Origin of the sequence: Vibrio azureus (genome assembly GCF_002849855.1) — a bacterium.
In the GTDB taxonomy this organism is placed as follows: domain Bacteria; phylum Pseudomonadota; class Gammaproteobacteria; order Enterobacterales; family Vibrionaceae; genus Vibrio; species Vibrio azureus.
Map to the genome: position 1 here is coordinate 1,911,411 of NZ_CP018616.1, position 14,264 is coordinate 1,925,674.

12 protein-coding genes are annotated in these 14,264 nt (G+C 42.1%); 4 read left to right on the top strand and 8 right to left on the bottom strand.

The genetic code is table 11. The features are described from left to right. Positions 1-503: 503 nt before the first annotated feature. The 3 genes from BS333_RS08680 to BS333_RS08690 are packed head-to-tail and all read left to right on the top strand — an operon-like array spanning position 504 to position 4,115. On the top strand, positions 504-1,835 hold the full coding sequence (locus tag BS333_RS08680; protein WP_033004354.1) for a paraquat-inducible protein A: 1,332 nt from the start codon (positions 504-506) through the stop codon (positions 1,833-1,835). Next, positions 1,828-3,474, top strand: a complete 1,647-nt coding sequence (gene pqiB / locus BS333_RS08685; protein WP_021711302.1) for an intermembrane transport protein PqiB — start codon at positions 1,828-1,830, stop codon at positions 3,472-3,474. Before BS333_RS08680 ends, pqiB begins: the two co-directional genes overlap by 8 nt. Beyond that, on the top strand, positions 3,471-4,115 hold the full coding sequence (locus BS333_RS08690) for a PqiC family protein (RefSeq protein ID WP_021711303.1): 645 nt from the start codon (positions 3,471-3,473) through the stop codon (positions 4,113-4,115). The genes pqiB and BS333_RS08690 overlap by 4 nt, the downstream gene beginning before the upstream one ends. A gap of 125 nt (positions 4,116-4,240) precedes the next feature. Here BS333_RS08690 and BS333_RS08695 read toward each other — a convergent pair whose 3' ends face one another. The 8 genes from BS333_RS08695 to sohB all read right to left on the bottom strand — a co-directional run bounded on the left by BS333_RS08695 (position 4,241) and on the right by sohB (position 13,199). Next, the gene (locus BS333_RS08695; RefSeq protein WP_021711304.1) at positions 4,241-6,079 is read right to left on the bottom strand and encodes an extracellular solute-binding protein; all 1,839 of its coding nucleotides are present in this window, start codon (positions 6,077-6,079) and stop codon (positions 4,241-4,243) included. Positions 6,080-6,559: 480 nt separating this feature from the next. After that, positions 6,560-7,261: an orotidine-5'-phosphate decarboxylase gene (gene pyrF, locus BS333_RS08700; protein WP_021711305.1), complete on the bottom strand. Its 702-nt coding sequence runs from the start codon at positions 7,259-7,261 to the stop codon at positions 6,560-6,562. A gap of 129 nt (positions 7,262-7,390) precedes the next feature. Beyond that, positions 7,391-8,566, bottom strand: a complete 1,176-nt coding sequence (gene lapB, locus BS333_RS08705) for a lipopolysaccharide assembly protein LapB (RefSeq protein WP_021711306.1) — start codon at positions 8,564-8,566, stop codon at positions 7,391-7,393. 21 nt (positions 8,567-8,587) lie between these two features. After that, positions 8,588-8,902, bottom strand: coding sequence for a LapA family protein (locus BS333_RS08710; protein ID WP_021711307.1), 315 nt, complete (start codon positions 8,900-8,902; stop codon positions 8,588-8,590). Between the two features lie 141 nt (positions 8,903-9,043). Further along, positions 9,044-9,328: an integration host factor subunit beta gene (gene ihfB / locus BS333_RS08715; protein WP_021711308.1), complete on the bottom strand. Its 285-nt coding sequence runs from the start codon at positions 9,326-9,328 to the stop codon at positions 9,044-9,046. 212 nt (positions 9,329-9,540) lie between these two features. After that, positions 9,541-11,211 (bottom strand): 30S ribosomal protein S1, encoded by a 1,671-nt coding sequence (gene rpsA, locus BS333_RS08720; protein WP_021711309.1) that lies wholly within the window; start codon positions 11,209-11,211, stop codon positions 9,541-9,543. A gap of 110 nt (positions 11,212-11,321) precedes the next feature. Continuing rightward, entirely contained in the window at positions 11,322-12,002 is a 681-nt protein-coding gene (gene cmk, locus BS333_RS08725) for a (d)CMP kinase (protein ID WP_021711310.1), read from the bottom strand. Between the two features lie 135 nt (positions 12,003-12,137). Then, positions 12,138-13,199: a protease SohB gene (sohB, locus tag BS333_RS08730; RefSeq protein WP_021711311.1), complete on the bottom strand. Its 1,062-nt coding sequence runs from the start codon at positions 13,197-13,199 to the stop codon at positions 12,138-12,140. Between the two features lie 278 nt (positions 13,200-13,477). On the opposite strand from sohB, the gene BS333_RS08735 reads away from it, so the two are divergent. Further along, positions 13,478-14,221: a YciK family oxidoreductase gene (locus tag BS333_RS08735; RefSeq protein ID WP_021711312.1), complete on the top strand. Its 744-nt coding sequence runs from the start codon at positions 13,478-13,480 to the stop codon at positions 14,219-14,221. Positions 14,222-14,264 lie beyond the last annotated feature (43 nt).

Below are 14,264 nucleotides of genomic sequence, written 5' to 3' on the forward strand. Positions count from 1 at the left end.
TTACAAAGTACTTCAAAATCATTTTATTCAATATGCTTTTCATAGTGTATAGGACGAGATGTGAAATTTTATGAATGAAGTGGTAACAGTTTCGAATGACACTTGAAGTGTAGAGATGACAAGATTCTACCCAAATAATTTCAGAGTATTGATTTAAACCTATACGACCAAGTTAAATGCAAAGAAAGTCATATACCCAAGGGGCCTCCAGATGCTTGATTCAGAGCGAGATCACTGAGTCGAATTCAAGGAAAACAACGATGCGGAATAGTTTTCTATTCCTTATTTTTGTAAGAAGAATGATTGTTTGGTGCAAGAAGTCAGCTCAGCGATATGCCCCAAGGGTGAGTAACCTTAACTCAGCATCTTGAGGTCCCTTGGGTATATTGATTTTGCATTATGCGTGAGTGGCGACAATATTGAAGCTTGCTACTTAAAGTCACTTGGGTATCAATACGAAACGGAGTATGCTTAATTGTCTTCTACTAACACAAGCCTTAATCATGCACGTTCAACCTAACTCTCAACAACTCATTGCCTGCGAAGAGTGCGGTTTAATTGTGCATATTCCTGATATAAGCCCAAGCCACAGCGCTCAATGTCCCCGTTGCCAGCATTTATTAACCAAGATTATTGCAAGGCCATATCAAGGCGTCATCGCTGTCTCAATAGCCAGCCTCATTGCACTAATTTTAAGTATTTCCTTTCCATTTATGTCGTTTAGCGTTCAAGGCATGACGCAACAAATCACACTATTACACGCAGCAGCAATGCTGGCTGAATATCACAATGCCTTGCTTGGTGGTTTGCTCCTAGCCACTGTACTCATTTTGCCCGCTCTTTATATCAGCCTCATTTTATTTATGCATATTTGGGCAGCTCGATTGCCCCATCTACCTTTAAGCAAACGCCGAGCAAGGATAGCCAGAGTACTATGTAAGGTATTGTTTCAAGTTAAGCCTTGGTTAATGGTGGATGTATTTCTGATTGGGGTATTGGTTAGTCTAATTAAAATTGCAGCCTTAGCAACCGTCAGTATGGGCATTTCATTTTGGGCATTTTTTGCTTATGCTATTTTAGTGGTAAAGTGCATTACTATCGTTGATAAAAGTTGGCTTTGGGGGCATTTTATTCCTGCTAGAGCTATCCATAATGTCCATGCAGGGCAAAGCCACCTCAACCACAATCACATTGGCTGCCATGTTTGCCACCAGATTAACCCTATAAACTCGTGTAAATCTCATCATTGCATCCGATGTCGTACACCACTTAAGCCCTACAATCCTTCCACCAGTTTACAGAAAGCTTGGGCTTTACTTATCGCTTCCGTGATTTTGTACCTCCCTGCTAATCTTTACCCAATGATGTATACCGTGAGTCTGGGACACTCACAAGGCTCTACCATCTTAGAAGGTGTCATTTTACTCTGGAAATTGGGATCATACCCTGTCGCTGTAGTCATCTTTTTCGCCAGTATCTTCATTCCTATGGCAAAAATGTTGGCTTTGGGGTGGTTATATTACAACGCTAAAAAATCCCAATATTTAGCTCCCGATGTAAGTTTTTCGCGCCTCAAAATTTTTCGTATTACCGAGCTCATCGGACGATGGTCTATGATTGATATCTTCGTCGTAGCAATATTAGTTGCGTTAGTACAACTTCAAAACCTTATGTCGATATATCCTGGTCCTGCTGCTCTTTCTTTCGCAGGTGTCGTTCTTTTAACGATGCTTTCAGCAATGTCGTTTGACCCTCGTATTTTATGGCAGTCACCTTCCAACAAAAGGCAATCTCCCGCTTCTAACCCTTTAACTGAGATCACCGAACATGAGTGATAAAAACAATACAACCGCTCAAATACAGCCACAAAAGCAAATCTCTGCGATTTGGATCATCCCTTTGTTAGCCCTAGTTATGGGGCTATGGATGCTTTATAAGTACATCGAAAGTACTGGCCCAGAAATCACTCTCATCCTACCAACTGCAGAGGGCATCGAAGCCAATAAAACGGAAATTAAAGCTCTGAATGTTAAAATTGGCACAATTACTAAAGTCCAACTCAGCGAAGACTACGATCACATCATTGCTAAAGCTCAAATGAACAAAGATGCAGCCAGGATGTTACGAAAAGATTCATTATTCTGGGTTGTAAAGCCACGCATCGGCCGCGAAGGTGTTTCAGGGCTTGAGACGCTTTTATCAGGTGCCTATATTCAGCTTCAGCCTGGCCATGCAAAACAAGAACAACGTCTTTTTACAGTATTAAATGTACCGCCTGTTGCTCCACCAGATGCCAAAGGTCTGCGGGTAATCTTGACCCATAAAGAGGCCGGAAAGCTCAACATTGGAGATCCTGTCATTTACCAAGGCTTTACTGTCGGTAGAGTTGAATCTGCCACGTTTGATGTCAATCAACGTCAGGCTTTATATCAACTTTTCATCTTCAAACCATTTGACAGCTTAGTTCAAACTAGGACCCATTTTTGGCTTAGCTCAGGGATTGATCTCCAGCTAAATGCAGAAGGGTTTGATGTTAAGTTTGGTTCGATCGAGAGCATTTTAACTGGTGGAGTCACGTTTGGCCCAATATCTGGTATGGCAAACGGTGAGCCATTAACCAAAGACTTAGCAAAATTCCGTCTTTATGATGATAAAAAGCAAGTCCGTGAAGGCATGTATGATGAATCGATTAAATTTGTCATGATGTTTGAAGAGTCAGTGCGAGGGCTTAAACCAAAAGCACCTGTCGAATATCGTGGCTTACGCATTGGCACTGTACTGAAAGTACCAATGAACTTACCTACCCCTGGTGAAGATTTTTCTGCAAAACGTATTCCAGTCCTGATCCGAATCGAAATCGGGCGTATCTATCGTGATTTTAGTAAAGCATCATTACCAGAATTGCAAACAGCTCTCATAGAAGAGTTTTCTAAAGGACTCAGAGGAACATTAAAAACAGGTAACCTTTTAACAGGCGCTCTATATATCGATACTGATTTTTACCCAGAAGATGCTCCTTATACACCTCGACAATATAAAAGTTTTGAAGTCTTCCCGACCAAGCAAGGTGGATTTGCTCAAGTCCAACGTCAAGTGAATGATTTCCTCAACAAAGTAAATCAGTTACCTATAGAAACCACTGTAGAATCACTTAACCAAACTCTTAAGCACTCAGAGCAAACTTTAGCGACGATAAATCGAGTGGCGGACAGCGTTGACAAACTACTCAACCTGGAAGGTACACAAGCGATTCCTAATGATATTCGCCAAAGCCTTAATAAATTACAACAGACAATCGATGCCTATGGGCCCAATTCGACTATGTATAATGAAATGGAATCAAGCCTAAAACAGCTTGACCAAGTTATGATGGAATTTAAACCCATTCTCAAACAGTTGAATACAAAACCTAATGCCTTGGTTTTTGGTGAGCAAGCAATCGAAGACCCCATCCCTGTAAGAGGCCAACAATGAGTGATAAGAAATCCGTAATCCGCAAACTGCACCTACTATTAGTTGCCACTCTACTCGCAGGATGCAGCAGTTCATCTGATACCGTGGTAAAGCAGTACCTTTTGCCCACCGCGGTTAATGAAACCATTAAGGTTGATCAACCATTCAAAGCCGATTTATCTCAGCCTTACCTTGTTGTACGCCCAGTTAAACTTACTGCGTTTCTGAATGGCCATGGAATCGTCTATCAAACTTCACCGAGTGAAATCGTTCAGGCGCGATATCATCAATGGGCGAATGATCTTTCAGCACAATTAACACAGCGTATTATCAATGAATTAAGAAGCAAACAAAACGTAAAAAGTAAGCCGCTAAATTATTGGCCGATTGAAGTCGATAGCCTTATAAATCAAAGCCAAGCAGACCAATTACAGATCAATTTAACGCAATTTAATGGCAATTATCAGGGAGAAGCGTCAATCCAAGGTGAGTGGCAGCTGGTCAATCATGCCGGAAAAATCCTCATGGCGGAACCCATCAAGATGACAACGCCATTAGCAGCCGATGGCTACGAGGCGCTCGTTGACGCACTTTCAGACTCCTTGAATAAAGTGATTTATCAATTGGCCTCCTCACTCTCGGCAACTACCCCACCTAAATAAAATATTCAACATTCACTGCTATCACCAGTTCAAAGCTCATCAGGTCAAAAACTCAAGTAATATTGAAATAGCTCAAATAAATAAGGTCCCAAGTCCATAGAATCTGGTTTGGGACCAAGGTTCATTTAGAGCTTATAGTGCTCATCAATCACAGTTACCTCAGGAAAAATTTGTCCACTTTTGATCGCTTTTTGAGTTTGCTTTTTGTCTGAAGCATCTATCCAAAAGTTACCGATATCCATTGGGTGGAACATCCACTCCGTGTGTTTCGTCATTCCACCTTGGGCAACTTTCAACCATCGCCAATGTGCATCCCGAGTATAAGGCACCATATAACCAGGGACGATAACATTCGCATTTTCGACATATTTTTGTATTTGACGAGAAAGCTGATAACGTTTCTCTTGTTCAAACTCGTTGTCATATGCTTCTATAAGTTTATCTAAACTATCACTACTGTAGTTAGTATGAGCATTGGTCTGTGCCTTGTTGGCGTTATCTGAGTGAAAATATTCCCAATAAGACGGAATTTCCCCTCCTCCCATATTTAAAAATGCCAGTTGATGCTTCTTCTCAAGGATATATTTAAATGCTGATGAGCCATCGACTAGGTTCAAATTAAACTCTAATCCGGCTAATTTTGCTTGCTCTTTCAGATAGGCAATTCGTGGAGTATGTGATTGGTATCCATAAGTAATCGCAAAACTCAAGCGCTGCCCTTTTTCATTAATACGTACGCCGTCAGTACCAATGTTTGTAAACCCAGCGCTTTCGAAATGCTTAATGGCTTGCTCAGGGTTAAACTTTGGCGGGACATTGTTTGGATTGTCATATTTGCCATGACCAAAACCAAGTGCATGTGGCTTACGTAGATAATCACCTCGCATGATGTTCTTTATCATACCGTCAAAGTCAGAAGCCGCAATGATACCTTTTCGAACGTCGGGATTATCCAGCAGAGGCATGGCCGTATTCATCCACAAACCACCAGCGCCTTGAGGTACTTGGTTAAACCCCCAGTACTTCTGGATATACCCTTTTTTGTAAACATCACCATTGGACTTATCATGCCAGAAATGAGGTAAAACCATCTCAAAATAGTCCAGTTTACCTTTTTCAAAATGCTTAAGAGCAATATCTTCATCACGTATCACCATGATGCGAACTTTATCAACATTATATCGATTTTTGTAATAACGATTATTGTAACCCCACCACTTTTCACCCACATGTTTAAAAGTGACGCTCTTACCTTTCTTAACTTTGTCTAAATAATATGGGGCAGCAGTGGGTTCTGCTTTAAAGTTAAATTTGCGTACGAAATTATCAGGCATGCCATCATTATTTTGATCGGTTTCACTTTTGAAGAAATGCTCTGGTCGCGGCTGAAAACCATTACTTGGCATGTTAATCAAAACCATAAGAGCATCTTGGCTTTGAGCAACCGCTAGGTTTACCTTAATGGTAAATTCATCAATTTTTTCAACACTTAGAACACTATTTGTGAAGAAGTCATTATACCAAGGGTCGATAATATCTTGCGATGTGTAGTATTTCATCATGAAAAGATAGTCATCTGCGGTAATGCTCTCTCCATCAGACCATTTAGCCGTTTCATCTAATCGGAAATAAACCGTTTTATGATCATCGCCAAAAGCCCAAGCCTTCGCCAACTGCGGGATCCATTTACCTGTATTGGGATGGCGTTGCGCTAACTTAGGAGCTCCATCCATTAAATATTGACGCAGGCCTGAATTAGCATCGGGGCCGACACTGCGTAATGTTTGAGGAAAGCTAGTGATATAAGTCCGTAATGTTCCCCCCCTTAAAGCCTCATCAGAAGCAAAAAGAGGTTCATTACTGTTTGAGATCCACTCTATATTATTGGGGAGTTGGCCCGCTTGAGTTTGAAAGCCTACCATCAGCATTGATGCTAAGATTTTAGTTTTATGGATTTTTTTCATGGTTACTTCCTTGTGTCTCGCTTACGAGTAAGTATGATATTCGAGTCTTCATCCCTGACCCTCATATACCCAAGTGACCTCAAAAGGCTATATTTAGCAAATGATCTTTGCGAGCGCGTCCTTGAGAGTCCTTGTGTATAAAGCATTCCATCGTATTGTTTGGGTATTTATAAAGCAACTGGCTGCTTACTCATCGTTACATTTTTGGTAACCTTAATGATTTCAAGTGATCTTGGAGCAATAACAACGCTACGATCTTAGTAACCTCAACAATATAGTTAAATCTCAGCCTATTGCTTTTAATATATCCCCAAGTGACCACAAGATGCTTGATTCAGTGCGAGATAGAGGCCAACAAATAAAAAGCGAAACCTTTTGGCTCCGCTTTTAATCATTGCAAAAATTGTCCCCTAGTAATCACAGACACTTGATTGAAAGCGTCTTGAGGTCGCTTAGGTTGGTAACTACAGCCAGCATAAGTTATGCCGTGGCCAAGCTATCATTGATCGATTGTAAAACACTTGCTGGGTCTGGCGCTTGAGTGATCGGTCGACCAATAACAAGATAATCAGAACCCGCTTGTATCGCATCAACAGGAGTCATGATACGGCGTTGATCGCCTTGTACAGAGCCTACAGGACGAATGCCGGGTGTTATCAGTTTAAACTCTTTGCCTAATTCATTTTTTAACAGGGAAGATTCTTGTGCAGAACATACCACACCATCCAGACCCGAATTTTTAGCTAGCGCAGCTAAGCGAACAACTTGCTCTTGAGGTGCAAGGTTCAAACCAATACCAGCCAAATCACTTTGTTCCATGCTGGTGAGTACTGTTACGCCAATGAGTAATGGGCGATCTTTGCCGTAAGGCTCTAAGATCTCACGAGAGGCAACCATCATACGTTCACCACCGCTAGCATGAACATTCACCATCCAAACACCAAGTTCTGCTGCAGCACGTACTGCTTTTGAACACGTGTTAGGAATATCATGAAACTTAAGGTCTAGGAACACAGAGAAGCCGCGCTTATGTAGTTCCGTAACAAAACTAGGACCAAATAGCGTAAACATTTCTTTGCCCACTTTTAATCGACAAGACGCTGGATCAATTCTATCTACAAATGCCAGTGCCTCTGATTGATTATCATAATCCAGTGCGACGATAACTTTTTGGTCGATCATTTCATCTCCTCATAATGTTTGGTTCTAATTAAACGAATGATTCTATTCAAGTAAAAGATTAAAAAAATGCAGCGGACAATCTGTCAGCTGCATTAATATATCCAAGTGTTCTCAAAATATTTGGGTACATTATTCACCGTCCAATCCGCGGATCGGTTTAATCGTTCCCCACCCTTTACATGAAGGGCAGTGCCAATAAAGTGAATGCGTCGAGAATCCGCATTTTCTGCAACGATAATGTGGTTTTACTTTTAACTGTTCTCCCACCATAGCTTGCAATGTTGATAAACTGTTTTTAGCACGACCATCTTCGGCCTCGGCAATATGGTAATCGATCAGACGATAAAACCCTTTCATCGTCGGGTTCTTGAGTAGCTGCTTTGTTAGCAAATCTTGTGCAGCGGCCAAACTTTCGTGATGAGCAACGAGTTGAGCCAACATTAATTCAGCAGATACACCGGCTTTTTTCTCAATACACAAGCGTAAAAATTCAACCAGTTCATCTTCTTGACCCAAATGGTGGTAGCATTCCGCAATCGTCGGCAAAACGTCACTGACAAAGTCTTTGTCCTGATCTAAAACACCCGCCATATACTGTATGGTGCGTTTATAGTCTTCTGATTCAAGATATATTTTGCCTAAAGCGATACTTGCACGCACACACTTAGAGTCTTCTGATAAGGCCTTTTTAAAATGCTGAATTGCCTTCGCGGTGTTGCCATCACTTTGCTCCAACATCGCCTCTTCACACCAAAAGTGTGCGATATTGGTACGCATACGGGCGCGATTCTTTCCCAACTTAGCTAACTGGCTTGCGTAATGGATGGCTTTTTCCCACTCACGTGTCTGTTGATAGATAGTAACAAGTTGTTGGAGCGCGCTTTCACGATGGTCTGGCTCCTCGACTAGCTGCTCAAAGATTTTCTCGGCACGGTCTAAAAAGCCAGAAACCATATAGTCTTTTGCAAGCTGTTGGAGCGCGAGGTTCTTTTGCTCAAGAGTTAGCCCAGAACGAGAAATAAGGTTTTGGTGAATCCTGATAGCACGATCAACTTCGCCACGAGAACGGAAAAGATTACCCAACGCTAAGTGGGTATCTATCGTCTCATTATCAACCTGCAGTAATTCGATAAAATGGTCAACCGCCTTATCTGATTGATCAGAAAGAAGGAGGTTAAGACCAGTCACATACTGACGTGATATCTGGTGCGATTGTTCCTGCTTATCTTGCTGAGCGCTTCTGTGCCCCATGTACCATCCATAGGCAGCAGCAATTGGCAGTAGCAAGAAGAGTAATTCAAGCATTAACGTTAGGCCTTCTCTATATTATGCTTTCTTTACTGCGACTGATTTTGATACGGACTTCTCGTTCGATTGTGCTTCTTTTGGTTCGTATTTACGTAATTGTTTTTTCAGGTTCTTGATTTGGTGCTTTAACTTGATTTGTACCCAAATAGAAGCAACACCACAAATTGCAAAGCCGCTGACAAAAACCAGTCCTAATAAGGTTGAAAGGTGGAATTCGCTTTTCGCGATCAGAAAGCTAAAAGTGACAGGTGCTTGGTTTTGAGAGCCCAAGGCAAGTGCGATAAGAAAAAGCGCTAAAATGGCTATGCCTTTGATAATGGTGACAATGTTCATATTCCATCAACCTTTTAGGATTAAGTAGTTAAGATTATGCAGCAAAATGTTACTTTAAACCACGAATAATACCAATGCTCGAGTGGTAAAAAAAGCGGCATACTCAGATGTATGCCGCTTTTTTGAACTACTTAGGGTATATTAATTACCGATATTGACTCGCTCTCTGAGCTCTTTACCAGGCTTGAAGTGCGGGACGTGCTTGCCCTCTAATTCAACCTTATCACCCGTTTTAGGGTTACGACCGACTCGAGGTTCACGATAATGGAGAGAGAAACTACCAAAACCACGAATCTCAATGCGATCGCCGCCTTCTAGAGTTGAGGCCATTTGCTCCAAGATATCTTTTACCGCGTCTTCAACCTCTTTTGCTGATAAATGTGTTTGCTCAGCACAAAGTCTTTCAATCAATTCTGATTTAGTCATAATTATCCTCTTTGGGTATCTTTGTTACTTATTATAGTAAGTAATACTAATTCCAACAAACACTTGCTAGTGCATTTAGGCAAGATTTACTCAAAGTAAGTTTTTATATATGCCTTTTTCATAGCATAGTTTATCAACATTAGTATTACTACTTTAAAAATAGATACGTATAAAAAAGGAGCCTTGCGGCTCCTTTTAGCTTTAGCGAGTAATTATTCGCCTTTAGCAGCTTTGAAAGCGTCAGCCATTGCATTACCAAAAGCAGCTTCGTCTTGCTTGTTGATAGATGCCATTGCTTCTTGCTCTTCAGCTTCATCTTTCGCTTTGATAGATAGGTTGATAACGCGGTTCTTACGGTCAACACCTGTGAACTTCGCTTCAACAACATCACCAGCGCTTAGGATTAGAGAAGCATCTTCTACGCGATCGCGAGATACTTCAGAAGCACGGATGTAGCCTTCAACGCCTTCTGCGATTTCAACTGTAGCGCCTTTAGCGTCAACAGCAGTTACCGTAGCGTTAACTAGAACACCTTTCTTGTTATCAGCAACGTAAGCATTGAATGGGTCGTTTTCCATTTGCTTAACGCCTAGAGAGATGCGCTCACGCTCAGCGTCTACTGCTAGAACAACTGCAGAGATCTCGTCGCCTTTCTTGTACTCACGTACCGCTTCTTCGCCAGTAACATTCCAAGAAATGTCAGATAGGTGAACTAGACCGTCGATGCCGCCTTCTAGACCGATAAAGATACCGAAGTCAGTGATAGACTTGATCTTACCAGTAACTTTGTCGCCTTTAGCTTGAGCTTCAGCGAATGACTGCCATGGGTTAGCTTTACACTGTTTCAGACCTAGAGAGATACGACGACGCTCTTCGTCGATTTCAAGAACCATAACCTCAACTTCGTCGCCAACATTAACAACTTTAGATGGGTGAATGTTCTTGTTAGTCCAATCCATTTCTGAAACGTGAACTAGACCTTCAACGCCTTCTTCGATTTCAACGAAGCAGCCGTAGTCAGTTAGGTTAGTTACGCGACCAGTTAGTTTGTGACCTTCAGGGTAACGCTTAGCGATTGCTACCCATGGATCTTCGCCTAGTTGCTTAAGACCTAGTGATACGCGAGTACGCTCACGGTCGAACTTAAGAACTTTAACTTGGATCTCGTCACCAACGTTAACGATTTCAGATGGGTGCTTAACACGCTTCCAAGCCATATCAGTGATATGCAGAAGACCGTCAACGCCACCTAGGTCAACGAACGCACCGTAGTCAGTAAGGTTCTTAACGATACCTTTAACTTCAGAACCTTCTTGTAGAGTTTCTAGAAGCTCATCACGCTCAACGCTGTTTTCAGATTCGATAACAGCACGACGTGAAACAACTACGTTGTTACGTTTTTGGTCAAGTTTGATAACTTTGAACTCTAGCTCTTTGTTTTCTAGGTGAGCAGTGTCGCGAATTGGGCGAACGTCTACTAGAGAGCCAGGAAGGAAAGCACGGATACCGTTTAGTTCAACAGTGAAACCGCCCTTAACTTTACCGTTGATGATACCAACAACAGTTTCAGCTTCTTCGTAAGCTTTCTCAAGAACGATCCAAGCTTCGTGACGCTTAGCTTTCTCACGAGAAAGTTGAGTTTCACCGAAACCATCTTCAACAGCGTCTAGCGCTACGTCTACTTCAGCACCAACTTCAACTTCAAGTTCGCCAGCAGCGTTCTTGAACTGTTCAGCAGGGATAGCAGATTCAGACTTAAGACCAGCGTCAACAAGAACAAAACCGTTCTCGATAGCTACTACAGTACCTTTAACGATGCTGCCTTGTTGGAATTCTGTTTCGTTTAGAAACTCTTCAAAGAGTTGAGCAAAAGATTCAGTCATTTATTTAATCTTCAATAAATTAAACGTCCACGGGTATCCTACCGCATGGGGTTATTAGCTTCGCCAGTCATCATCCTTGCGACCGACGCTCTGAGACTAACTGAGCGAAATTACTCAGCCAGCTTAGATTCAATATATTGTAGTGCTTGTTCAACCACTTCGTCGATACTCATCGACGTTGAATCAAGCACAAGCGCATCCTCAGCAGGGCGTAATGGAGCCACTGGGCGGTTACGATCGCGATCGTCACGCTCTTGGATCTCGCTTAAAAGGTCAGCAAATTTAACATCTAACCCTTTCTGTTGCAACTGTTTCAAGCGTCTATTCGCACGCTCTTCTGCACTGGCATCCAAAAAGATTTTTGCTTTAGCATTTGGGAAAACAACCGTGCCCATGTCACGACCGTCAGCCACCAGCCCAGGCATGGTCTCAAAAGCACGCTGACGGCGCAATAATGCCTCTCGTACTCGAGGGAAAGCAGCAACTTTAGACGCAGCATTACCCGTTTCTTCTTTGCGTAATTCGCCAGAAACGTCTTCGCCTTCTAATATCACCTTAACTAAGTCACCTTCGGCAATGAATTGCACATCCAGATGAATAGCTAAGGGAACGAGCGCCTCTTCAGACTCGGTATCTACACCATGGTGAATCGCAGCTAGGGCAAGGACTCGGTAAATCGCACCAGAGTCAAGAAGTTGAAAACCTAGCTTCTTGGCTAACAACATACATAAAGTGCCCTTACCAGCACCACTTGGCCCATCAACGGTCACCACCGGAGTTTTAGAGGACATATTTATCTCCATCTATGAGTTTTACTCGTACAACTGATGTTGTTTGCGAAGGGCATATTATAAAGGTAATCAACAAAAAAGGCGAGGATTCTGCCCTCGCCTTTTATTTAAATATGAACTTCTCTCAAAGAGACCTTATACGATCGGTTTTTGACCACGCTCTGCCATCTTTAAAATCACATTATCGACAGCTTTACCTGCTACTCCTGCCAACTTGTCTGTGATTTTTTTCTTCTGCACATACTGAACAGCCAAGACTGTTTTCTCTTTACATGCTGAAGTAATCAAATCATCTGAAGTACTGATTTCATCAACTAAGCCCAACGCTTTTGCTTGGGTACCAAACCAATGCTCACCGGTTGCAACTTTCTCAAGTTCCAAGCTAGGGCGACGTTCACGAATGAACTGCTTAAAGAGTTCATGAGTTTCTTCCAATTCTTGCTTGAACTTATCACGAGCCTTATCGGTATTCTCACCGAACATGGTTAGGGTACGCTTATATTCACCCGCCGTAATCTGCTCGTAGTCAACATCATGTTTTTTCAGTAACTTATTGAAGTTAGGGATCTGGGCGATCACACCAATAGAACCAACAATCGCAAAAGGCGCCGAAACAATTTTATCAGCGACACAAGCCATCATATAACCGCCACTTGCTGCAACTTTATCAACAGAAATCGTCAAAGTCAGTCCGGCAGACTTAATCCGATCCAGTTGAGACGACGCTAAACCATAGCCATGTACCATGCCACCACCAGACTCTAGCCGCAGTAATACTTCATCACCCTCTTGTGCTACCGCTAAGATTGCTGTTACCTCTTCACGCAATGACGCCACCTCTTTGGCATCAATGCTGCCATTGAAGCTAAGAACAAAGAGATGAGGGTCGCGTTTTGCACCAAGTTCACCTTCTTTAGATTCTTTTTTGATCTCTTTTTCGCGTGCTTTATTTTTTTCTTTTTCTTCTTTCTTTGCTGCTTTATCACGCGCTTTTAGAAACGCCTCATCATGCAAGTAATGTTCAAGTTGTTCTACGGTTTGTTTGTGGCGTTCAGAAAGGTCAGTAACCTCCAACTCTCCTTTCATAGCCCCCGCCTTTCCACCTACTGATTTCACAATGACAAGGATTACGATTAATGCTGCAACAACAGTAACAATTTTGGCCAAAAATAAGCCATATTCTAATAAAAACTCCAATGTGAGCTCCTCTATCTCTTACTAGGTTTACGGTTTGGCATCCCTTGAGGTAAACGATAAAAACAAAAAAAGACAAAAACTCATAAATATTCTTTATTATCTAAAATTTCTTGATTTTGCATTTTCATTGATATCAAACCGTGACTCTGGAATTGGTATAACACATCAATTGCTGTATTGTAACTAACTTACTATGATAACCAAGGTTTTCCATCACGAAACTTGCGCGATTAGCGCCTATAGTTGGAACTTTTTACGATAAATAAGGATTCATCGACGTGAACTACTCCACTTCTGCAGACGCATTAAGCGGCAAAGTCATCCTAGTGACAGGAGCGGGTAACGGTATTGGCCGTCAAGCATCTCTCTCTTATGCCGAACATGGTGCCACCGTTATTCTTCTTGGACGAAATGTTAAAAACCTTGAATCTATCTATGATGAGATCGAATCTTTGGGCTACCCCAAGCCAGCTATCGTTCCACTCGATTTAAAAGGGGCAAGTAAACAGCATTACTTGGATATGGCCGACACTATCGAAGGTCAATTTGGTCAACTCGATGGCCTCTTACATAACGCAGGAGTGCTCAGTTCATTGTGCCCTTTTGAACAGATCAATGAAGAAGATTACGACGACATTATGCAAATCAATGTTAAGTCAGAAGTCTTGATGACTCAGGCGTTTTTACCTTTACTGCGTCAATCTCAAGCGGGTCGCATTATCTTCACGTCTTCGACGGTTGGTCATTCTGGTCGTGCTTTTTGGGGGCCATACGCAATCTCTAAATTTGCAGTTGAAGGTATGATGCAAGTGTTAGCGGATGAGTTGAGCGATACGCCAATCAGAGTCAATGCGATTAACCCAGGTGGGACTCGTACACGAATGAGAGAGAAAGCCTATCCAGGTGAAGATGCAAATACGCTAAAAACACCTAAAGATATCATGCCTTTATATTTAAAGTTAATGGATCCAAAGGTAACTGAGATAAACGGTCAATGCATTGATGCTCAGCCCAAGCGCTAGTCACACAAGCATTAACATACCCAAATCCCTTTGCGGTGTTTGG

Excerpts from the sequence above, each read along its gene's own strand:
- BS333_RS08680 (WP_033004354.1), top strand. The coding sequence starts at position 504 with ATGCACGTTCAACCTAACTCTCAACAACTCATTGCCTGCGAAGAGTGC.
- pqiB (WP_021711302.1), top strand. The coding sequence starts at position 1,828 with ATGAGTGATAAAAACAATACAACCGCTCAAATACAGCCACAAAAGCAA.
- BS333_RS08690 (WP_021711303.1), top strand. The coding sequence starts at position 3,471 with ATGAGTGATAAGAAATCCGTAATCCGCAAACTGCACCTACTATTAGTT.
- BS333_RS08695 (WP_021711304.1), bottom strand. The coding sequence starts at position 6,079 with ATGAAAAAAATCCATAAAACTAAAATCTTAGCATCAATGCTGATGGTA.
- pyrF (WP_021711305.1), bottom strand. The coding sequence starts at position 7,261 with ATGATCGACCAAAAAGTTATCGTCGCACTGGATTATGATAATCAATCA.
- lapB (WP_021711306.1), bottom strand. The coding sequence starts at position 8,566 with ATGCTTGAATTACTCTTCTTGCTACTGCCAATTGCTGCTGCCTATGGA.
- BS333_RS08710 (WP_021711307.1), bottom strand. The coding sequence starts at position 8,902 with ATGAACATTGTCACCATTATCAAAGGCATAGCCATTTTAGCGCTTTTT.
- ihfB (WP_021711308.1), bottom strand. The coding sequence starts at position 9,328 with ATGACTAAATCAGAATTGATTGAAAGACTTTGTGCTGAGCAAACACAT.
- rpsA (WP_021711309.1), bottom strand. The coding sequence starts at position 11,211 with ATGACTGAATCTTTTGCTCAACTCTTTGAAGAGTTTCTAAACGAAACA.
- cmk (WP_021711310.1), bottom strand. The coding sequence starts at position 12,002 with ATGTCCTCTAAAACTCCGGTGGTGACCGTTGATGGGCCAAGTGGTGCT.